The sequence below is a fragment of the Cupriavidus sp. CER-90 genome (assembly GCF_057652055.1).
The window spans coordinates 3,142,200-3,161,768 of the sequence record NZ_JBYGYM010000002.1 but is presented as its reverse complement, the minus strand read 5'-3'; the positions used below and the strand labels follow the sequence as shown (position 1 = coordinate 3,161,768).

Below are 19,569 nucleotides of genomic sequence, written 5' to 3'. Positions count from 1 at the left end.
GCTTTCACGACATGCTTCCCCCGCGTGACGCAACGCCCGGCCAATGTAACCGCGGCGATACGTCACGCCAATGTTCAAACGGGTGTCCGAGTGGGGCGTTGCGCGCCGCAACATGCGGGGGACGTCTTTCCAACCCTGCCACTTACGTCATCAGCGCGGGCAATGCCTCAACGAGCGCGTCGACGGCCATGCGGACTTTGCGCGGCAAGTGAGGCGCCTGCAGCCACAACGCGTAGGCGTCGTAGAGAAATGCACGCCGGTCCGGCAATAGGGCGACCAGCGCCCCCGCCTGGATGCGATCGCGGACAAGCCAATAGGGAAGCCAGGCGAGTCCCATGCCAAGTGTCGCGGCTTCGGCAATGGCGTCGAGATCATCCATCCGGATGCGGTTGAGTGGAATCATCTCTTCCGGCGGAAGCCCGTCCCTGGGAAAAAGCCACGGGCTGACCCGGCCTGACCGTCTGTACACGATGGCTTGGTGCCGCTCGAGCGCGTCGACGGTCGCGGGCTGGCCGTGCGCCTTGAGATAGGCGGGCGAAGCGCAGACGATCATCGGTTGGCGTGCGACACGACGCGCGATCACGCCGGCCTTGTCGTCCAGATCGCCGGTACGGATGGCGATGTCGAAGTCGCCTTCGCCCAGATCGACGAAACGGTCATTGAATGAGAGATCCAGCTCCAGCGCCGGATACGTCTGCGCAAATCGCAGTAGCACCGGGGCCACGCAAAGCCGGCCAAAGTGCACGGGCATGGTGACACGCAACCTCCCGCGCGGTTCGCCGAACTGATCGGCCGCAAGCGCATCCGCGGCCTCCGCCTCCGCCAGCACGACCTTGCAGCGATCGTAGTAGGCCTGCCCGAAGTCAGTCAGGCTCTGGCGTCTCGTGGTGCGAATCAGCAAGCGCACGCCAAGGCGGGTTTCCAATGCGTGAACATGTTTGCCGACCATGGGGGCGGATAGGCCCAGCACATCAGCGGCGGCCGCAAACGAGCCTAAATCGACGGCTTTTACAAATACGGCCATGCTGGTCAGACGGTCCATATTAAAAACGAATGGTTTCGACTGTCGTCGATTATCCGCCATTTATCGGCAAAACGCGGGCGACTACAGTGGATTCACTTCAACAAGTTTCGACTGGAGGGAGTTCATGGCACGCGTTGTCCGTTTCTATCAGCATGGGGGACCCGAGGTCCTGCGCATCGAGCACGTCGATGTTCCGCCGCCGGGCCCGGGCGAGGTACAGATTCGAGTCAAGGCGCTGGGGCTCAATCGTGCCGAGGCGCTGCTGCGTGCCGGGACGTATATCGAGCGGCCGACGTTTCCGTCCGGGCTCGGGCTTGAGGCCGCGGGCGTTGTCGAGGCGGTGGGCACCGGTGTCACGGCGATTGCGCCGGGCGATGCCGTCAGCGTTGTGCCGCCGCAGTCGATGGTTCGCTGGCCCGCGTATGGGGAGTTGGTGACGTTTCCCGCCCCACTTGTCGTCAGACATCCGCGAACGCTGGGTTGGGAGGAGGCCGCCGCAGTGTGGATGCCGTATCTCACGGCCTATGGTGCGCTGATCGACATCGCCAAGCTGGGCCCGGGAGACTTTGTGGCCGTGACGGCGGCGTCCAGCAGCGTCGGGTTGGCCGCGATCCAGATCGCGAATCGGGTAGGTGCGACGCCCATCGCGATCACACGGACCTCAGCCAAGGCGCGCGACCTGCTGACCGCAGGCGCCGCCCACGTGGTTGCCACCGCCAACGTCGATCTCGCCGCCCGGTTGCAGGAGATAACAGGCCCGGCTGGCGTGCGGGTCGTGCTGGACGCAATCGGCGGCCCCATCTTCCAGCCGCTGACGGCAGCGATGTCGCGCGGCGGAATTCTCATCGAATATGGCGGCCTCAGTACGGAGCCGACGCCTTTTCCCTTGTTTGACGTACTGAGCAAGACCCTGACGCTGCGCGGTTACCTCGTGCACGAGATCACCGGCGACCCGGCGAGGCTTGAGGCGGCCAAGGCATTCATCATCGACGGACTGGAAGCGGGGGCGTTTCGGCCGGTGATTGCGAGAACCTTCGCCTTTGACCAGATCGTCGATGCGCACCGCTTTCTCGAGTCGAATGAACAGTTCGGCAAGATCGTGGTGACGGTTTGATGTGCTGCGGCACGTTGATGCGAATTCGGCGACCATCGGGGCCAAAACGCCCGGTCAGGCCTGGCCAGCACGCAACAATGGCTTGTCAGGATCGACATTGCGCGCCGTCTGCGCGTCGGTCCTAAATGCCCAGGACACCGAATGCACGGTATTCGGTTCCTGTTTCTGTATCCAGGATCACGGTCCCCGTTAAAGCGGCCCCATCATGCCAGTCCTGGCAAGGGGGTACGACATTTCTATTTGGCCTAAGTACGACAAGTCTAATTGGCCCTGACATGCGTTCTATCAATAATCTATCTTATGTTAAATAACATGCGCACCCATTCAAGAACACCTCGGCCAGCAAAGCACCTCCCAACTGCCTCTTCCGCATGCGCTGGCCCTGCTTGAATCGAGGGTTGGCGCGGCTAGAATCAACTTCATGCGCGAAGGCCAACTCTTTCCATCGGCGCCGCCTGGGAAAAAGCCGGCGGGCCGCAATCGTGCTTCCGGTCGGCGCGTCGCGGAAGCATCCGCGTCTGTTCCTGCGGCCTCGTCCGCGCCGTCCGTTCCGTTTCTGCTGGCGACCAAGATCCTTGCGCCGCGTTTGCCGGCCGGATTGATCGAACGTCCACGCCTGCTGGACGTGCTTGGCCAGGGTCGGGACAAGCGGCTCACCGTTATCAAGGCGCCGGCGGGTTTCGGCAAGACATCGCTTTGCATTGCGTGGCTTCACCGGTTGCGCGCAGATGGCGCTCGGGTCGCCTGGTTGTCGGTGGATCAGGAAGATGACGAGCCTGCACATTTTCTGAGTCATCTGGCGCAATCGCTGTACGGTGCCTGTGTCGCTGAAGGCGCGCCCCCGGGGCTTGCCGGTGAGGTTTCGCTGCTTGTGCCGCGCGCGGTCATTGCCACGCTGGTCAACGCGCTGGCCGAGATCGACGACGAGCTGTTCCTGTTCGTGGACGACTATCACCTGATCGGCACCGAATCGATTCATGAAGCCGTGGCGCTGCTACTGGCTCACGCGCCGTCGAACTTCCATCTGGTGCTGGGCACGCGTGCGGACCCGCCCTTGCCGCTGGCACGGTTGCGGGCCGGCAATGCGCTGCTTGAGATCGACGCCGCGATGTTGCGCTTCAGTGCCGACGAAACCGGGCGGTTCGTGCAGCGCGAATGCGCGGGAGGCCTGCCGCAGGCCTCGGTAGACGCCTTGCACGCCTCGACCGAAGGCTGGGCAGCCGCGTTGCGCCTGTCCACCCCGATGCTGGCGCGCAGCCAGTCGGGCACCTGGGTGGCGCCATCGGGCACGGCGCGGCCTATCGCGGCCTATCTGGAAGAGATGCTGGCCTGCCAGACCCCGGAACTGGTCGATTTCATGGTGCGCACCGCCATCCTGGACCGGCTTTCCGCGCCGCTCTGCATGGCTGTTACCGGCGCGGCGGACAGCCAGAACATGCTCCAGGCGCTGGCCACGCGCCAGTTGTTGCTCGATCCGCTGGACGTCGAGGGCCGCTGGTTTCGCTACCACCAGTTGCTGCGCGACTACCTGCGCCAGCGGCTGGAGACTGCCGCCGACATCGACATTGCCGACCTGCATCGGCGCGCGTCGCGCTGGTATGCCGCGCAGGCACTGTGGACCGACGCCGTCTGGCATGCGCTGGAAGCCGGCGATGCCGCCGATGCCGTTGCGCTGATTGGCCAATGTGCGATGTCGCTGGTCCGCCAGGGTGATCTGAAGACGCTACTTGGCTGGCAGCGGCATTTGCCGCCGGACATCATGCGTGGCCAGGTTGACGTGCGCCTGGCGCTGGCACGTGGCATGGCGCTGGCCATGCGTTTCGAAGAGGCGTCCGCGATGGTGGAAGCCATCGGGCAGGATGCCGCACGAGGGCCCGAGGCCGATCGCGAACGCCACCTGTGGGAATGCCGGGCGATACGCGCCTTGCTTGCCGCCTTGCGCGACGATGCCCAAGGCGCGCTGCGGCTGGCGGAAGACTGCCTGAGCCGCCCGCTGTCGGACGACCCGTGGATGATCAACGTGCTCGGCAACGTCGTGCGGTTCGCGCACTGGAAGTCCGGCGATCTGGAACGGCTGTATGCCACGCCATGGATACCCTACTCGCCGGACGAAAACCGGCGCTACCCGCTCTCGTCGGTCTATCGGCTTTGCCTGCTGGGCCTTGCGGAACTGCAGCAGATGCGTTTCGACGTGGCCGAGCGGTACTTTCTGCAGGCGATGCGGTTGGCCGAAGACAACGCCGGCCCGGCCTCGACCGCCGCCGCGCTGTGCGCGCCGGCGCTGGCCCAGTTGCGCTACGAGCAGGACCGGCTCGAAGACGCCGAAACGCTGCTGGTGGAACGCATGCCGGTCATCGACGCGGCGGTCCTGCTGGACAGCGTGCTGGTGGCCTATACCTTGCTGGTCCGCATTGCGGCGGCGCGCGGGCACCTGGATCAGGCCCACGCGTGGATCGAACAGGCGTTGACGATTGGCCATCAACGCGCGTGGCACCGGCTGGTGGCTGCCATCCTGCTGGAGCGTGTCCGGCTGCTGCTTGCCGAGGGCCGCGCCCGGGAGGCCGCCGCGTGCGTCGAACAGATCGACAGACTGGTGAATACCGTCGATGCGCCCGATTGCGAGGCCTGCGCCAGCGAACTGGACCGCTATCGGACGCTGGGTGCCGCCAGCCTCGCCATGGCCAGGGCACGGCCGGATGACGCCGTGCGTCTGCTGGACGCCCTGCTCCGGCGCCTTCCGCAGCGGCACCCCAACTATCTCGCGCTACGCGCCCGCACCTTGCTGGCCCTGGCCTGCCAGGCCAGTGGCGCGGCGGAACGGGCCGTCGAGGAATGCAGCCGGGTGCTGGCGTCCATCGAATCCGCGCGTGCGTACCGGATCATCCTGGACCAGGGGCCGGGCGTCGGGGCCCTACTGGAACTGGCCAGACAGGCTACCGTCGCCGCCAGCGGCGGCGCGCAACGGCTGGCCTGCATCGACGAACTGCGCGAACGTTGCAACGAACGCTACCAGATGCGGCAAAAGGCGTCGTCGGCGTCGGTGCGCGAGGCGCTGAGCGCGCGCGAAGGCAGCATCCTGGCGCTGATCGCCGCGGGCCAGTCGAACAAGGAAATCGCGCGGACGCTGGGCATCGCGCCCGAGACCGTCAAGACTCATATCAAGAGCATCTTCGTCAAGCTGTCAGTGGAAAAACGGGCGCACGCCGTCGCACGCGCGCAATCGCTGGGGCTGGTGACCGGGCACTGACCCCGCGCTGGCGCCCTCACCGCCCTCCCCTGTCTCCCCTCCCCGGTCTCCCCTCCCCGGTCTCCCCTCCCCGGTCTCCCCTCCCCGGGCTCCCCTTTCCGGTCCCCTCTTTGGGGGATACGGGCGATCCGGCCGCACGGCCAACATGGCATCCATGCATCGCGCCGCCGGAATCCCGCCTGGGGTGACGGCTCCGGCGCACCACAGGCTTCGCAGCGTGTCCGAAGTGGCCCTGAAGCCGAACAGGAAGCCGAGCCTGCGCGACCAAACAAATGAACGAATGCACGAGTGATGCGTGCGAGGAGACAACACCATGACCATTGCTGGCTACAGCATGAACACCCTGGGCGACTTCGTCGGACGCGAGCTTGGCGTATCGGGCTGGCTGATCGTCGATCAGGCCCGCGTCGATGCCTTTGCCGACTGCACGGGCGACCGCCAGTGGATCCACGTGGACGTGGACCGCGCACAGCGCGAGAGCCCGTTCGGCGGGACCATCGCGCACGGCTACCTGAGCCTGTCGCTGCTGGCGTCGCTGTCGATGGAAGTGGGCGTGGTGCCCCACGATGCCAGCGCGGGCCTGAACTACGGGCTCGACAAGGTGCGCTTTCTGTCGCCAGTCAAGGCCGGCGCACGGGTGCGCAACCGCGTGACGCTGGCGGCGGTGGAAGACAAGGGTGACGGCCGGGTGATCGCCCGGCTGATCAATACGCTGGAAATCGAAGGCGAAACCAGGCCGGCGCTGCTGGCGGAATCGCTGGCCATGCTGATGGCCGCGCGCTGACAGGAGCCGAAGACAATATGCAAGCCAATGTGGAATCCCCCGTGCGCGCCGTGGCCGCGCCGGAAGGCCTGAAAGAGGCAGGCCACGCCGGCACGAACCGGCCCAAGCTGAACCCGTTCATCGGGCTGCGCCCGTGCGACGTGCTGGACACCGTGCGCCAGGTGGGCGCGCAGACCGTGCGCCAGCCCGGGCTGCTGGTCGAACAAGGCGCCGCGCTGACGCGCGAGCTGGTGGCGGCGCTGGCCGGCAAGGGCGGCCCCGCGCCGCAGAAAGGCGACAAGCGATTTGTCGACAGCGCCTGGCAGAGCAACCCGTTCTATCGCGTGGCAATGCAGAGCTATCTGGCTTGGTGCAACGCGCTGGGCGGCTTTGTCGATCGGTCCGCGCTGGACGACCGCAGCAAGGAACGCGCGCAGTTCGTCCTGCAGCTGATGACCGACGCGCTGGCGCCGACCAACACGCTGCTGGGGAATCCGGCCGCGCTGCGCAAGATCGTCGAATCGGGCGGCACCAGCCTGGTCTCCGGCATCAAGAACGCCATCATGGACGCCGTGCGCAACCAGGGCATGCCGTCGCAGGTCGATACGTCGGCCTTCCAGGTGGGCAAGAACCTGGCCACGTCGCCCGGTGCCGTGGTGTTCCGCAACGCGGTGCTGGAACTGATCCAGTACAAGCCGGCGACGGCGAAGGTGCACGGGCGCCCGCAGCTGATCGTGCCGCCGCAGATCAACAAGTACTACGTGTTCGACCTGTCGAAGGGCAAGAGCATCGTCGACTACCTGCTGCAGAGCGAATTCCAGGTGTTTGCGGTGAGCTGGCGCAACCCGACCATCGAGCATCGCGACTGGGACATGGACACCTACGTGTCGGCGCTGATCGAAGCCATCCACGCGGTGCGCGAGATCACCGGCAGCGACGATGTGAACCTGCACGGCGCCTGTTCCGGGGCCATGACCATGTCGGCGCTGATGGGCCATCTGGAAGCGCGCGGCGAACGCCTGGTCAATGCGGCCACGCTGATGGTGGCCGTGCTGGACAGCAGCGAGGAATCGCAGATCGGCCTGTTTGCCACGCCCGAGAGCATCTCCGCGGCCAAGCAGAACAGCATCATGAAGGGCGTGCTGGAAGGCAACGAGATGGGTCGCGTGTTCGCATGGATGCGGCCGAACGACCTGGTGTGGAACTACTGGATCAACAATTATCTGCTGGGCAATGCGCCGCCCGTGTTTGACATCCTGTACTGGAACAACGACACCACCCGCCTGCCGGGCAAGTTCCATGGCCAGCTGCTCGACATCTTCGCCGGCAACGTGTTTGCCCGGCCCGGCGCACTGACCGTGCTGGGCACGCCGGTGGATCTGTCCAAGGTGGCCTGCGACACGTACGTGGTGGGCGGCATCACCGACCACATCACCCCGTGGAAGGGCGTCTACAACACGGCGCGCATGTTCGGCGGCAATACGCGCTTCGTCCTGAGTTCCAGCGGCCACATCCAGAGCCTGATCAACCCGCCGGGCAATCCAAAGGCCAGGTTCTTCGTCAATGCCGATGCGGCCCTGCCGGAAGATCCGGAGGCCTGGCTGGGCGGCGCCACCGCGCAACCCGATTCGTGGTGGGACAACTGGCGCACGTGGCTGGCCGAGCGATCCGGCGACCGGCGCGATGCACCGGCCCAGGTGGGCAGTGCCAGCCACCCCGCCCTGTGCGACGCACCGGGCACCTACGTCGCCGGCGCGTGACCGTGCGCGACTGGCGTAGCCAAGCGTTTTTTTTCTAAACCGCACCACTAGCATGAAGACCATGGAAACTACTGCATCGAAATCCGCGTCGGCGCACCCCGCCGCCGCCCTGTTCTCCGCCTACACCGGCGTGCTCCAGCGCCTGGGCCTGCCCGGCCTCGACGTGAGCGCCATCGCCGAAGCGCGCCGCAAGGACCTGGCCGCGCTGGCCGCCATCCACCTCGCACTGCTTGACGGCGTGCAGGCGTTCAGCCAGAAGCAGGCGGAAGTCGTGCGCGGCACGCTGTCCGGCCTGCAGGACCGCCTGCTGCAGTCGAGCGTCGCCGGCAATGGCGCCGCCGCCACGGGCGCGGTGGAACTGACGCAGGGCGCGCTGCAGAAGACGCTGGCCAACCTGCGCGACCTGGCCGACATCGCCCAGAAGACGCAGGCCGACAGCGTGTCGGCAGCCAGCAAGCGAATCGCCGAGAATGTGGAGGAACTGAAGGCGCTGTTCAAGCCCGCGCAGTGATCGCGGATCCTCATGAAATGCCGGCGGGCGGCTTGCGGGGCGCCCGCGACAAGGACAACCCGATGAATCAGGCAGCGTGCCAGGCCAAGACCGGCGGCAAACTGGACATTCGCACCATTGACGTGGACGGGCGGACGCTGCGCGTCGGCATCCGCCGCGGCACCACCGGCAGCCCGCCCCTGCTGCTGTTCAACGGCATCGGCGCCAATCTGGAGCTGGTGGAGCCGCTGATCGCGGCGCTTGGCGACGTGGAAGTCGTCATCTTCGACATTCCCGGCGTAGGCGGTTCGCCCACGCCGGTCATGCCGTATCGCTTCTCCACCTTGAGCCTGCTGGCCGACAAGCTGCTGACCCACCTGGGCTATACCGGACAGGTGGACGTGCTGGGCGTGTCCTGGGGCGGCGCGCTTGCCCAGGAGTTCGCGCACCTTTATCCCCGGCGTTGCCGGCGGCTGATCCTGGCCGCGACATCGCCCGGCGTGATCATGGTGCCGGCCCGGCCGTCGGTGCTGGCCAGGATGATGGGGCCGCGCCGCTATACCGATCCCGCCTATCTGGAAAAGATCGGCGGGGATCTGTACGGCGGCGCCTATCGCCATGACCTTGGGCTGTTGCGCGAGCACAGCCGCCATATCGAGCCGCCGCGCGGACGCGGCTATCTCTATCAGCTGCTGGCCGCGTGGGGCTGGAGCAGCCTGCCGTGGCTTGGCGGCCTGCGCCAGCCCACACTGGTCATGCATGGCAACGACGACCCGATCGTGCCGCTGGCCAACGCCAAGATCCTGGTCGCGCGCATCCGTCACGCAACGCTGCATGTGATCGACGATGGTCACCTGTTCCTGGTGTCGCGGGCGGCGGAGGTAGCGCCCGTGATCCGCAGGTTCCTGCGGCAGGACCTGCAGTGAGCCGCGTATGAGCGACCGCGCCGGACTTCCCCCCACAAGGTCGGAGACGTCCGGCGCCCCGCCTGCCGATGCCGGCCAGTCTGTCGCCCGCGGCGACCGCGACTTGCGCCGCATGCGCGCGATCGCCACCGGCATCCTGGTGGCGATGCTGGCGCTGCTGGTGGCCAGCGTGCTGGGCCAGCCCCACTATCCGTGGCTGGCCTGGGTACGTGCCTTTGCCGAGGCCGGCACGGTGGGCGCCGTGGCCGACTGGTACGCGGTGGTGGCGCTGTTCCGGCATCCGTTCGGGCTGCCCGTGCCCCACACCGCGGTGATCCCGCGCAACCAGCAACGCATTGCCGAAAACCTGGGCATCTTCGTGGAGCGCAATTTCCTGGCGCCCGAAGTCATCGTCGGCCGGCTGCGCGCGCACAACACCGCGCAGGCGGTGGCCACGTGGCTGGCGGCGCCCGGCAATAGCCGCGCGCTGGCGGACCAGGCCGTGGACACGCTGCCTGCCCTGCTGCGCGTCTTTGACGACGACGAGGTGGCCCGCCTGATCCAGCGCGGCGCGCTGCCCGGCCTGCGTACGCTCGATGTCTCGGGCATCGCCGGCCATCTGCTGCAGATCCTGACCGACACCCAGCGTCACCAGCCGCTGCTGGAACGCGCCCTGACGGCGCTGGAGGCATGGCTGGCCGACAACGCCGGGCTGCTCCAGGCCAAGTTCAGCGAGGCGTCGCGCTACACGCCGGTGCGGCTCGATGCCTACATCGTCAACAAGTTCGTCGAAGGCGTGATCGCGCTGCTGCATGAGGTGCGCACCGAGCCCGGCCATCCGCTGCGCCAGCAATTCGATGAAGCGGTGCAGGCGATGATCGACAGGCTACGCACGTCGGACCGCTACCGGCGCATCGGCCACCTATGGATGCGCGATCTGCTGCGTCACCTGGCGCGCGAGAACAGCTACCACGCGCTTTGGCAACAACTGCGCGACTGGATCAGCGCCGACGCCGCGCGCCAGGATTCGCTGGCGCGCGCCATGCTGGCCGATCTGGTGTCTTCGCTCGGCGCCAGCGTGCGCGATGACCCGGCCTTGCAGGCCAGGATGAACGGCTGGTGGCTGCATTGCGTCCAGCTGACGGTGAGCCGTTACCGGCATCTGGCGCCGATGCTCATCACGGAGGTGGTCAAGGGCTGGGACGCCGCCGAGATCAGCCGCAAGATCGAGTCCGAAATCGGCAGCGACCTGCAATACATCCGCATCAACGGCACCTTCGTCGGCGGCATGGTCGGGGTGCTGCTGCACGCGGCAATGCGGCTGGTCTCCGGTTGATCCAGCCGGCCCGGCGAAGGCCCCGGGCTGTTGCGGCGCGTCATGACCGGCGGCCCGCCGGCATCCGGGAAAGCCCCATACCGCATATTGGTAATACCACTTTACCTGTCCAATACCCTGACCTAGACTCCGTTCAACTCGGCATGCGTGCGGCGCGGGATTGGGTCGCGGGCATCCGGATCTGCACCCCCTACAAGAAGCAGAACGCAGGAGACCCGAGTGAACGACGACAAGCCGCCGGGGCCGCCCAAAAGGCGCAGCCAGGCCTGGTTCGGCCGACTGGATCGCGATGGTTTCATCTATCGGTCCTGGCTGAAGAACCGTGGCATTCCCCATGACCAGTTCGATGGCCGGCCGGTCATCGGCATCTGCAATACCTATTCCGAACTCACACCCTGCAACTCGCATTTCCGGACGCTGGCCGACCAGGTCAAGACCGGGGTGTGGGAAGCCGGCGGCTTTCCGCTCGAATTCCCCGTGATGTCGCTGGGGGAAACCATGCTGCGCCCCACCGCCATGCTGTTCCGCAACCTGGCCAGCATGGACGTGGAGGAGTCGATCCGCGGCAACCCGATCGATGGCGTGGTGCTGCTGATGGGGTGCGACAAGACCACGCCGGCGCTGATGATGGGTGCGGCCTCCGTTGACCTGCCCACCATCGGCATTTCGGGCGGCCCGATGCTCAGCGGCAAGTTTCGCGGACAGGAGCTGGGTTCGGGCACCGACGTGTGGAAAATGTCCGAGGAAGTGCGCGCGGGCCATATGTCGCAGGAGGATTTCTTCGAGGCCGAAGGCTGCATGCACCGGTCTCACGGTCACTGCATGACGATGGGCACGGCATCGACGATGGCCTGCATGGTCGAATCGCTGGGCATGGCCCTGCCGGGCAACGCGGCGATTCCGGCCGTGGACGGACGCCGCAACATCCTGGCGCGCGCCTCGGGCCGGCGCATCGTGCAGATGGTCAAGGACAACCTGGTCATGTCGAAGGTGCTGACACGCCAGGCCTTCGAAAATGCCATCAAGGTCAACGCCGCCATTGGCGGGTCCACCAACGCGGTGATCCATTTGCTGGCCATTGCCGGGCGCATCGGCGTGAAGCTGAACCTGGACGACTGGGATGCGCTGGGCCACGCCCTGCCCTGCCTGGTCGACCTCCAGCCATCGGGCCGGCACCTGATGGAGGATTTCTACTACGCCGGGGGCCTGCCGGCCGTGATCCGCGAACTGGGCCCGCTACTGAACCGCGACGCGCTGACCGTCAACGGCAACACGCTCTGGGACAACTGCAAGGACGCGCCGAACTGGAACCGCGAGGTCATCCACGCCTTCGACGCCCCCTTCAAGCCCCACGCCGGCATTGCGGTGCTGCGCGGCAACCTGAGCCCCGATGGCGCGGTCATCAAGCCGTCTGCGGCCACACCGGCATTGCTCAAGCACACGGGCCGCGCGGTGGTGTTCGAGGACAGCGAGGACATGCACCGCCGGCTCGACGACGAATCGCTGGACGTCGATGAGCACTGCGTGCTGGTGCTGAAGAACTGCGGCCCGCGCGGCTATCCGGGCATGGCCGAGGCCGGCAACATGCCGCTGCCGCCCAAGTTATTGCGGCGCGGCATCACCGACATGGTGCGGATCTCGGACGCCCGCATGAGCGGCACCGCCTACGGCACCGTGGTGCTGCACGTCACGCCCGAGGCCGCCGCCGGCGGACCGCTGGCGCTGGTGCGGAACGGCGACATGGTGGAGCTGGACGTGGAAGCCCGCAAGCTGCACCTGCATGTATCGGACGAGGAACTGGCAAGACGGCGCGCGGCCTGGCAGCCGCCCGCGCCGCCCATGGAGCGCGGCTGGACACGGCTGTACTTCGAGCACGTGCAGCAGGCCAATCTGGGCGCCGACATGGACTTCCTGGTTGGCAAGAGCGGCGCGGCCGTGCCGAAGGACAACCACTGACGCACCACCCCGGGCGCGGCCGCCATCACAGGGCGGCGCGGCCCCGGACAAGGAGACGCAACGCATGGCATCGGTTCAGATCCGCGATGTGCAGAAGTCCTTTGGCGGGACGCAGGTCATACGGGGCGTCAGCATCGACATCCCCGACGGCGAGTTCACGGTGCTGGTGGGGCCGTCCGGCTGCGGCAAGTCCACGCTGCTGCGCATGCTGGCCGGCCTGGAGGAAATCTCGGGCGGCGAGATTGCCATCGGCGACCGCGTGGTGAACCGTCTGCCGCCCAAGGAGCGCGACATCGCCATGGTGTTCCAGAATTACGCGCTCTACCCGCACATGTCGGTCTACGACAACATGGCGTTCTCGCTGAAGCTGGCGGGCGTGGCCAGGCAGACCATCAAGGACAAGGTGGACAAGGCGTCGGGCATCCTGGGCCTGGGCCAGCTGCTGGACCGCTACCCGCGCCAGCTGTCCGGCGGCCAGCGGCAGCGCGTGGCCATGGGGCGCGCCATCGTGCGCGATCCGCAGGTGTTCCTGTTCGACGAGCCGCTGTCCAACCTCGATGCCAAGCTGCGCGTGCAGATGCGCGCCGAGATCAAGGAACTGCACCAGCGGCTGCGCACCACATCGGTCTATGTCACGCACGACCAGATCGAGGCCATGACCATGGCCGACCAGATCGTGGTGATGCGCGATGGCCGCGTGGAACAGCGCGGGCGCCCGCTGGCGCTCTACGACCATCCCGACAACCTGTTCGTCGCCGGCTTTATCGGATCGCCGGCGATGAACTTCGTGCCCGGCGTGCTGCGCCGGCAGAACGGCGAAGCGCGGGTCGAATTCCCGGACGGCACGCTGCTGCCCGCCCCCGCGCGCCTGGAAAACGGCGCCGGCGCCGACGGCCAGCGCGTGATCTACGGCGTGCGGCCCGAGCATCTGGCCTACGGCGCGCCGGGCCAGGGCTTTCCGACCACGGTGTCGGTGGTGGAACCGACCGGCGCCAATACCGAGGTGTACTCGCGCTTCGGTGAGACCGATTTCATTTCCGTGTTCCGCGAACGCCACGACTTTGCTGCTGGCCAGGCGCTGCATCTGGTGCCCGACCATCACCACACGCACCTGTTCGACGCCGAATCGGGCCAGGCGCTGCCCCGCCAGGCCGCACGGCAATAACCACCCTTGGCATGACCATGGAGGAGACACAGCAATGAGCCATTCCGGAAACTTCACAAGGCGCGATTTCCTGGTATCGACGGCGGCCGTGGCTGCCACCACGGCACTGGGCACCCCCCATGCAAACGCCGCCACCCAGCTGCAGTACAAGCCCGAGGCCGGCGCCAAGCTCCGGGTGCTGCGCTGGAAGCGCTTCGTGCAGGGCGATGAAGACCTGTGGAATGCCAACGCGAAGAAGTTCAGCGAGCTGACCGGGGTGGAAGTGCGCATCGACAACGAGGGCTGGGAAGACGTGCGGCCCAAGGCGGCGGTGGCGGCCAGCGTGGGGACGGGGCCGGACATCGTGCTGGGCTGGTTCGACGATCCGCAGCAGTACCCCGACAAGCTCGTCGATGTGACCGACGTGGCCACCTACCTGGGCAACAAGCATGGCGGCTGGTACGACGTCTGCAAGAAGTACGGCATGCACAACGGCAAGTGGATCGCGGTGCCGCTGGGCGTGGTGGGCAACGCGCTGGTCTACCGCGAAAGCCACGTCAAGGCCGCCGGCTTCGACAGCATCCCCAAGGACACGGCCGGCTTCCTGAAACTGTGCCAGGCGCTGAAGGCCAAGGGCACGCCGCCCGGCTTCGCGCTGGGCAAGGCCGTGGGCGACGGCAACAACTGGGCGCACTGGCTGCTGTGGTCGCACGGCGGCATGCTGGTCGATACCAAGGGCAAGGTGGTGGTGAATTCGCCCGAAACCTGGGCCGCGCTGGAGTACGCCAAGCAGCTCTATCCCACCTTCGTGCCGGGCACGCTGTCCTGGCAGGACCCGTCGAACAACAAGGCGTTCCTGGATGGGCAGGTCAGCCTGACGGCCAACGGTATTTCGGTCTACTACGCGGCCAAGAACTCGAAGGAGCCCAAGCTGCAGGAGATGGCGAAGGATATCCAGCACGCGCACTTCCCCATCGGCAAGAGCGGCAAGCCGACCGAGCTGATGCAGATCACGCAGATGATGATCTTCAAGTACTGCAAGTATCCCAACGCGGCCAAGGCCTTCCTGCAGTTCATGATGGAGCCCGAGCAGTACAACCCGTGGATGGAGGCCGCCATCGGCTATGTGAGCCAGCCGCTCAAGGAATACGAGGCGAACCCGATCTGGACGGCCGACCCGAAGCACACGGTGTACCGCGACGCCGCATCGCTGATGCTCGATAACGGCCATGCCGGCCCGCTGGGCACGGCATCGGCGGCGGCCATGGCCGACTACATCGTGCTCGACATGGTGGCCGAGGCGGCCAGCGGGGCGAAGACGCCCAAGGAAGCCGCGGCCCGCGCGGCACAGCGCGCCGAACGTTACTACAAGGCTTGACGCGATGCAGAATACCGCTGCGACGCCGCCTGCCTCGCAGCGGCCCCCTGCCCAGCCGGCTCCGCGCTCGATGCTGTCCCGGCTGTCCGACAACCGCCATGCGCTGGGGCTGCTGTTCATGCTGCCCACGGCCGTGCTGCTGCTGCTCTTCCTGACCTACCCGCTGGGCCTGGGCGTCTGGCTGGGCTTTACCGACACCAAGATCGGACGGCCCGGCGCGTGGATCGGGCTGGACAACTTCAGCTACCTGGCCAGCGATTCGGTCACGCAGCTGGCGCTCTTCAACACGATCTTCTACACGCTGATCGCCAGCGTGCTGAAGTTTGCGCTGGGGCTGTGGCTGGCGCTGCTGCTGAACCGCAACCTGCCGTTCAAGTCGTTCTTCCGGGCGGTGGTGCTGCTGCCGTGGATCGTTCCGACGGCGTTGTCGGCACTCGCGTTCTGGTGGATCTACGATGCGCAGTTTTCGGTCATCAGCTGGACGCTGGTCAAGCTGGGGCTGATCGACCGCTATATCGACTTCCTGGGCGACCCGTGGCTGGCGCGGTTTTCGACCATCGCAGCCAACGTCTGGCGCGGCATCCCGTTCGTGGCCATCTCGCTGCTGGCCGGGCTGCAGACCATCTCCCCCACGCTGTACGAGGCGGCGTCCATCGACGGCGTCACGCCCTGGCAGCAGTTCCGCTACGTGACCCTGCCGCTGCTCACGCCGATCATAGCCGTGGTGATGACGTTCTCGGTGCTGTTCACCTTCACCGATTTCCAGTTGATCTACGTGCTGACGCGCGGCGGGCCGCTCAATGCCACGCACCTGATGGCCACCCTGTCGTTCCAGCGCGCGATTCCGGGCGGATCGCTGGGCGAAGGCGCGGCGCTGGCCACGATGATGGTGCCGTTCCTGCTGGCCGCCATCCTGTTCTCGTATTTCGGCCTGCAACGGCGCGCATGGCAACAGGGGGGCGACAAATGAAAGCGAAGCCGGTGGAGAACGAATCGCAAGGCATGGAGTACCTGCAATCCGTGCCGCGCCGCTGGGTGACGCTGTATATCCCGATCGGCGTGTTCCTGTTCGTGCTGCTGTTCCCGTTCTACTGGATGGGCATCACGGCCTTCAAGCCCGATGGCGAACTGCTGATGCAAAGCGCCAACCCGTTCTTCGTGATGGCGCCCACACTGGCCCATTTCAAGAAACTACTATTCAACACGCCCTACCCGGCCTGGCTGCTCAACACGGTCATCGTCTCGACGGTGTCCACGTTCGCGTCGCTGGCGGCAAGCGTGCTGGCCGCCTATGCCATCGAGCGGTTGCGGTTCCAGGGCGCCAAACAGGTGGGACTGGCGATTTTCCTGGCCTACCTGATTCCGCCTTCGATCCTGTTTATTCCACTGGCGTCGATTGTTTTCCAGCTCGGCTTGTTCGATACGCGCTGGGCCCTGATCCTGACCTACCCGACCTTCCTGATTCCGTTTTGCACCTGGCTGCTGATGGGGTATTTCCGCTCGATTCCGTACGAACTGGAAGAATGCGCGTTGATCGACGGCGCCACCCGCTGGGAAATCCTGGTCAAGATTATCTTGCCGCTGGCGGTGCCGGGGCTGATTTCGGCAGGCATTTTCGCGTTCACGCTGTCGTGGAACGAGTTTATCTACGCGCTGACGTTTATCTCGTCGTCGGAAGTCAAAACCGTGCCCGTGGGTATCGTTACCGAACTGGTGGAAGGCGACGTCTACCACTGGGGCGCACTGATGGCAGGCGCCCTGCTCGGCTCGCTGCCGGTGGCCGTGGTCTATTCGTTCTTCGTCGAGTATTACGTCTCAGGCATGACCGGGGCGGTCAAGGAATAACCGCGCTGGCCTGCCCGGGCCGATCCGGCGCGGCAGGCGCGGCGGCCACGATTTGCGTGGCGTCGGCAATATTTCCGGTATCGAGCCTGACGCAGCGCGTCTTCAGCATCTTGGCGATCCGCCACCATTGCACCGTTTCGACGCAGAAGTTTTCAGGGCAAAACAGTTCCGCGTGCACTGGCGAACGATTAATCAAGGAGCGGACGATACGCAGCGTATAACCGTCGTTCAATAACTGGACGAGGCGCTTTTGTTGTGGGGACAGTGCCATGAATCCTGCGGTCAGAAAGATGCGGGCAACGTGCGGGAAGCCGTTGCCCGCATGTGAAATCGCTGCGGGTTTCGAAGCGATTTCGCATTAACGGCCGATTATGCCCGTCGATGAATCGCACGGCACTGCACGTAATCCGCACATTTCGGACATTTCCGTCACCAATCATCACGATGTGACAGGTCCGGACAAGGACCCTATTCCGCCTGCGGCACCAGCCGCGGCGTTTGCGTCTTGCCCAGGAAGGCGAACGCGATCTGGATCAGCCCGACGGCAAGGCCTAGCGTGGCGCCAATCTTCCAGGCCAGCGCATAGTCGTGCATCAGGTCATAGAGCCAGCCACCGCCAAAGGCACCGATAAAGCTGCCGATCTGGTGACTGAAAAACGCCACGCCGGCAATCATGGCCTGCCAGCGCAGCCCGAAGGTCTGGGCAATCCAGCCCTGCACCAGCGGCGAGACGCCTAGCCACAGAAAGCCCATGACCGCCGAAAACACCATCGTGGTTTCCGGGGTCGGCGAGACATGAAAGAACCAGATGAAGCCCATCGACCGGCAAATATAGATACCGCCGAGCAGCAGCAGTTTGTTGACCCGCCCGCCGGCCCACCCGAAAAACAGGCTGCCCAGCACGTTGAATCCGCCAATCAGGCCCAGAGCCTTGGCCGACAGCATCGGGTTCATGCCGCAGATATCGAGATAGGCTGGCAGATGCGTGGTCAGGAACACCAGCTGCATGCCACACACGGTATAAGCCAGCGCCATGACCACGAACGGCGGATGCCGCAACGCGGTCATCAGCGCCTGCCGGCCGCTCTGCTCTGCCTGCGCGTGGGTGGGGATCTGCCGCACCTGGTCGACCCGGCCACCGAACCACGCGGCCGGCAGCATGATCAGCGCCAGGATCACGAACGACGCCAGGCCCATGCGCCAGCCCCATTCGCCCGCGATGCTCTGGCCAAGCGGCGCCGCGATCATCGCCCCGAGCGAGCCGGACGCCGAGACGCAGCCCAGCACGAGACTGCGCACCTGCGTACTGACCGCGTTCGACGCCGCCGCCATGGCCATCGCCGTGCCGGTACTGGCCATCGCCATGCCGATCAGCAGCCCGCCACCGAGCACCACCGCCCACATGCCGTGGGCCGTGGCCAGCAGGACCAGCCCGACCAGGTACAGCAGCGCGCCGCCCACCATCAGCGGCCGGAATCCGCTCCGCACCGCCAGGGCCCCGGCAAAAGGCTGCAACAGCCCCCAGGTCAGGTTCTGCACCGCCACGGCAATCGTGAAATCGCCCACGGAAATCCCGATATCGCGGGTCAGCGGCGGCACGAAGATGCCCAGGCTCTGCCGCAAGCCCATGGCCAGCGACAGCATGACGGAGGCACCGATCAGGATCGGCATGACGGGGCGCGGCGAGGATAGGCGAGACATGCGTGGGCTCTTGTTATCAGGCGGCATGCCGGAGGCGCCACCGCTCCCGCCATTTTCGTTGAATCGTCAAGGATTTTGTATGCTCGGGAATACTGATAAGGCACTGCCCTGCAGAAGATGGAAGTGCCGCCGGCGCGGACGGTAGCCCGGATGGGTCACTTTGGCGGCCGGGCAAGGGGCAAGGGGGCGGTGTGGGGCGAAGTTGCGCTGCAACGAATTGCCCAGGCCTTCCAGCCAGCGGCATGCCCTTCCCTGCTCCGAACTCCCACTTTCAGGAGTTTCAAGCGCCGTATTTCCGGAGGTTTCATGGTGTCATTGCGATAAGTTTTCTTATCGCAATGGATTGACGTGATTATCAAACCGGTAGCCAGGAAATCGGACCCAAGCCGACGCGGACGCCCGACCCCGCTTCGCCATGCTTGCTTCTCACGGCCCACGCACGGACCTTATTGCATCACGCCGTGATGCAATTTATCGGTACGCTCAGCGGCTCGATTGCGGGCGCGGCTGGCCTCCGACCCCGCGCGACGGGCCGCCGTCACACTCTGATACACAGTCGTCGATCCCTGCTTCGTTGCATTGCAGCGATGCGCCCACGCCATCATGCTTTGTACTTCTCGCCAGGCAAAAACTTCCGCGCCGGGCGAATGCTTGCAAGATCTACCTGCCCGCTGCGCCGTTGCCTTAACGTCGCGTTAACCGGCGCGGTGCCTGCATCAGCGGTTTCCTGCATGCAGGCGGTTTCGTGGATCTACGATCGACAGATGTAAGTGGTCCGATATACAGCCCTTACACATTCTTACAGCAAGCCAAGGCCAAACTGACTAACTTTGAATCGCTCCAGCGTTGCATCGCATCAATCGGCGATGCTGTGCTGTGGGCTTCCATGGCGCGTCGCGTCTCGTA

The 19,569-nt window shown here is 65.7% G+C and carries 15 protein-coding genes; 12 read left to right on the top strand and 3 right to left on the bottom strand.

Annotated elements, in window-relative coordinates:
- Window positions 1-142: 142 nt before the first annotated feature.
- Complete coding sequence (locus AC24R4_RS24995) at window positions 143-1,042, bottom strand: LysR family transcriptional regulator (protein WP_487523785.1); 900 nt, start codon at window positions 1,040-1,042, stop codon at window positions 143-145.
- Window positions 1,043-1,148: 106 nt separating this feature from the next.
- Here AC24R4_RS24995 and AC24R4_RS24990 point away from each other — a divergent pair, with 106 nt between their 5' ends.
- From AC24R4_RS24990 to AC24R4_RS24935, 12 genes are all read left to right on the top strand, one after another.
- A complete protein-coding gene (locus AC24R4_RS24990) occupies window positions 1,149-2,138 on the top strand; it encodes a zinc-dependent alcohol dehydrogenase family protein (protein WP_487523784.1) in 990 nt (329 codons plus the stop codon).
- Window positions 2,139-2,736: 598 nt separating this feature from the next.
- Window positions 2,737-5,385 (top strand): winged helix-turn-helix domain-containing protein, encoded by a 2,649-nt coding sequence (locus AC24R4_RS24985; protein ID WP_487523783.1) that lies wholly within the window; start codon window positions 2,737-2,739, stop codon window positions 5,383-5,385.
- Between the two features lie 313 nt (window positions 5,386-5,698).
- Entirely contained in the window at window positions 5,699-6,169 is a 471-nt protein-coding gene (locus AC24R4_RS24980) for a MaoC family dehydratase (RefSeq protein ID WP_487523782.1), read from the top strand.
- 17 nt (window positions 6,170-6,186) lie between these two features.
- Window positions 6,187-7,908 carry an alpha/beta fold hydrolase gene (locus AC24R4_RS24975; protein ID WP_487523781.1) on the top strand — a complete coding sequence of 574 codons (1,722 nt, stop codon included), beginning with the start codon at window positions 6,187-6,189 and terminating at the stop codon, window positions 7,906-7,908.
- 61 nt (window positions 7,909-7,969) lie between these two features.
- Entirely contained in the window at window positions 7,970-8,419 is a 450-nt protein-coding gene (gene phaP / locus AC24R4_RS24970) for a TIGR01841 family phasin (protein ID WP_487523780.1), read from the top strand.
- Between the two features lie 62 nt (window positions 8,420-8,481).
- On the top strand, window positions 8,482-9,324 hold the full coding sequence (gene phaZ / locus AC24R4_RS24965) for a poly(3-hydroxyalkanoate) depolymerase (RefSeq protein WP_487523779.1): 843 nt from the start codon (window positions 8,482-8,484) through the stop codon (window positions 9,322-9,324).
- 7 nt (window positions 9,325-9,331) lie between these two features.
- Window positions 9,332-10,639, top strand: a complete 1,308-nt coding sequence (locus AC24R4_RS24960) for a DUF445 domain-containing protein (RefSeq protein ID WP_487523778.1) — start codon at window positions 9,332-9,334, stop codon at window positions 10,637-10,639.
- A 219-nt stretch (window positions 10,640-10,858) separates the two neighbouring features.
- A complete protein-coding gene (locus AC24R4_RS24955) occupies window positions 10,859-12,595 on the top strand; it encodes an IlvD/Edd family dehydratase (RefSeq protein WP_400395249.1) in 1,737 nt (578 codons plus the stop codon).
- Window positions 12,596-12,659: 64 nt separating this feature from the next.
- Window positions 12,660-13,760, top strand: a complete 1,101-nt coding sequence (locus AC24R4_RS24950) for an ABC transporter ATP-binding protein (protein WP_153947695.1) — start codon at window positions 12,660-12,662, stop codon at window positions 13,758-13,760.
- Between the two features lie 34 nt (window positions 13,761-13,794).
- The gene (locus AC24R4_RS24945; protein ID WP_400395247.1) at window positions 13,795-15,117 is read left to right on the top strand and encodes an ABC transporter substrate-binding protein; all 1,323 of its coding nucleotides are present in this window, start codon (window positions 13,795-13,797) and stop codon (window positions 15,115-15,117) included.
- 70 nt (window positions 15,118-15,187) lie between these two features.
- Window positions 15,188-16,087: a carbohydrate ABC transporter permease gene (locus tag AC24R4_RS24940; protein ID WP_153947834.1), complete on the top strand. Its 900-nt coding sequence runs from the start codon at window positions 15,188-15,190 to the stop codon at window positions 16,085-16,087.
- Window positions 16,084-16,962, top strand: a complete 879-nt coding sequence (locus tag AC24R4_RS24935) for a carbohydrate ABC transporter permease (RefSeq protein ID WP_400397043.1) — start codon at window positions 16,084-16,086, stop codon at window positions 16,960-16,962. Before AC24R4_RS24940 ends, AC24R4_RS24935 begins: the two co-directional genes overlap by 4 nt.
- Here the strand turns inward: AC24R4_RS24935 and AC24R4_RS24930 are convergent.
- Window positions 16,952-17,233, bottom strand: a complete 282-nt coding sequence (locus tag AC24R4_RS24930; protein ID WP_487523777.1) for a hypothetical protein — start codon at window positions 17,231-17,233, stop codon at window positions 16,952-16,954. The two genes, AC24R4_RS24935 and AC24R4_RS24930, sit on opposite strands and share 11 nt — an antisense overlap.
- A gap of 197 nt (window positions 17,234-17,430) precedes the next feature.
- Window positions 17,431-18,663 carry an MFS transporter gene (locus tag AC24R4_RS24925; RefSeq protein WP_400397283.1) on the bottom strand — a complete coding sequence of 411 codons (1,233 nt, stop codon included), beginning with the start codon at window positions 18,661-18,663 and terminating at the stop codon, window positions 17,431-17,433.
- Between the last annotated feature and the right edge of the window lie 906 nt (window positions 18,664-19,569).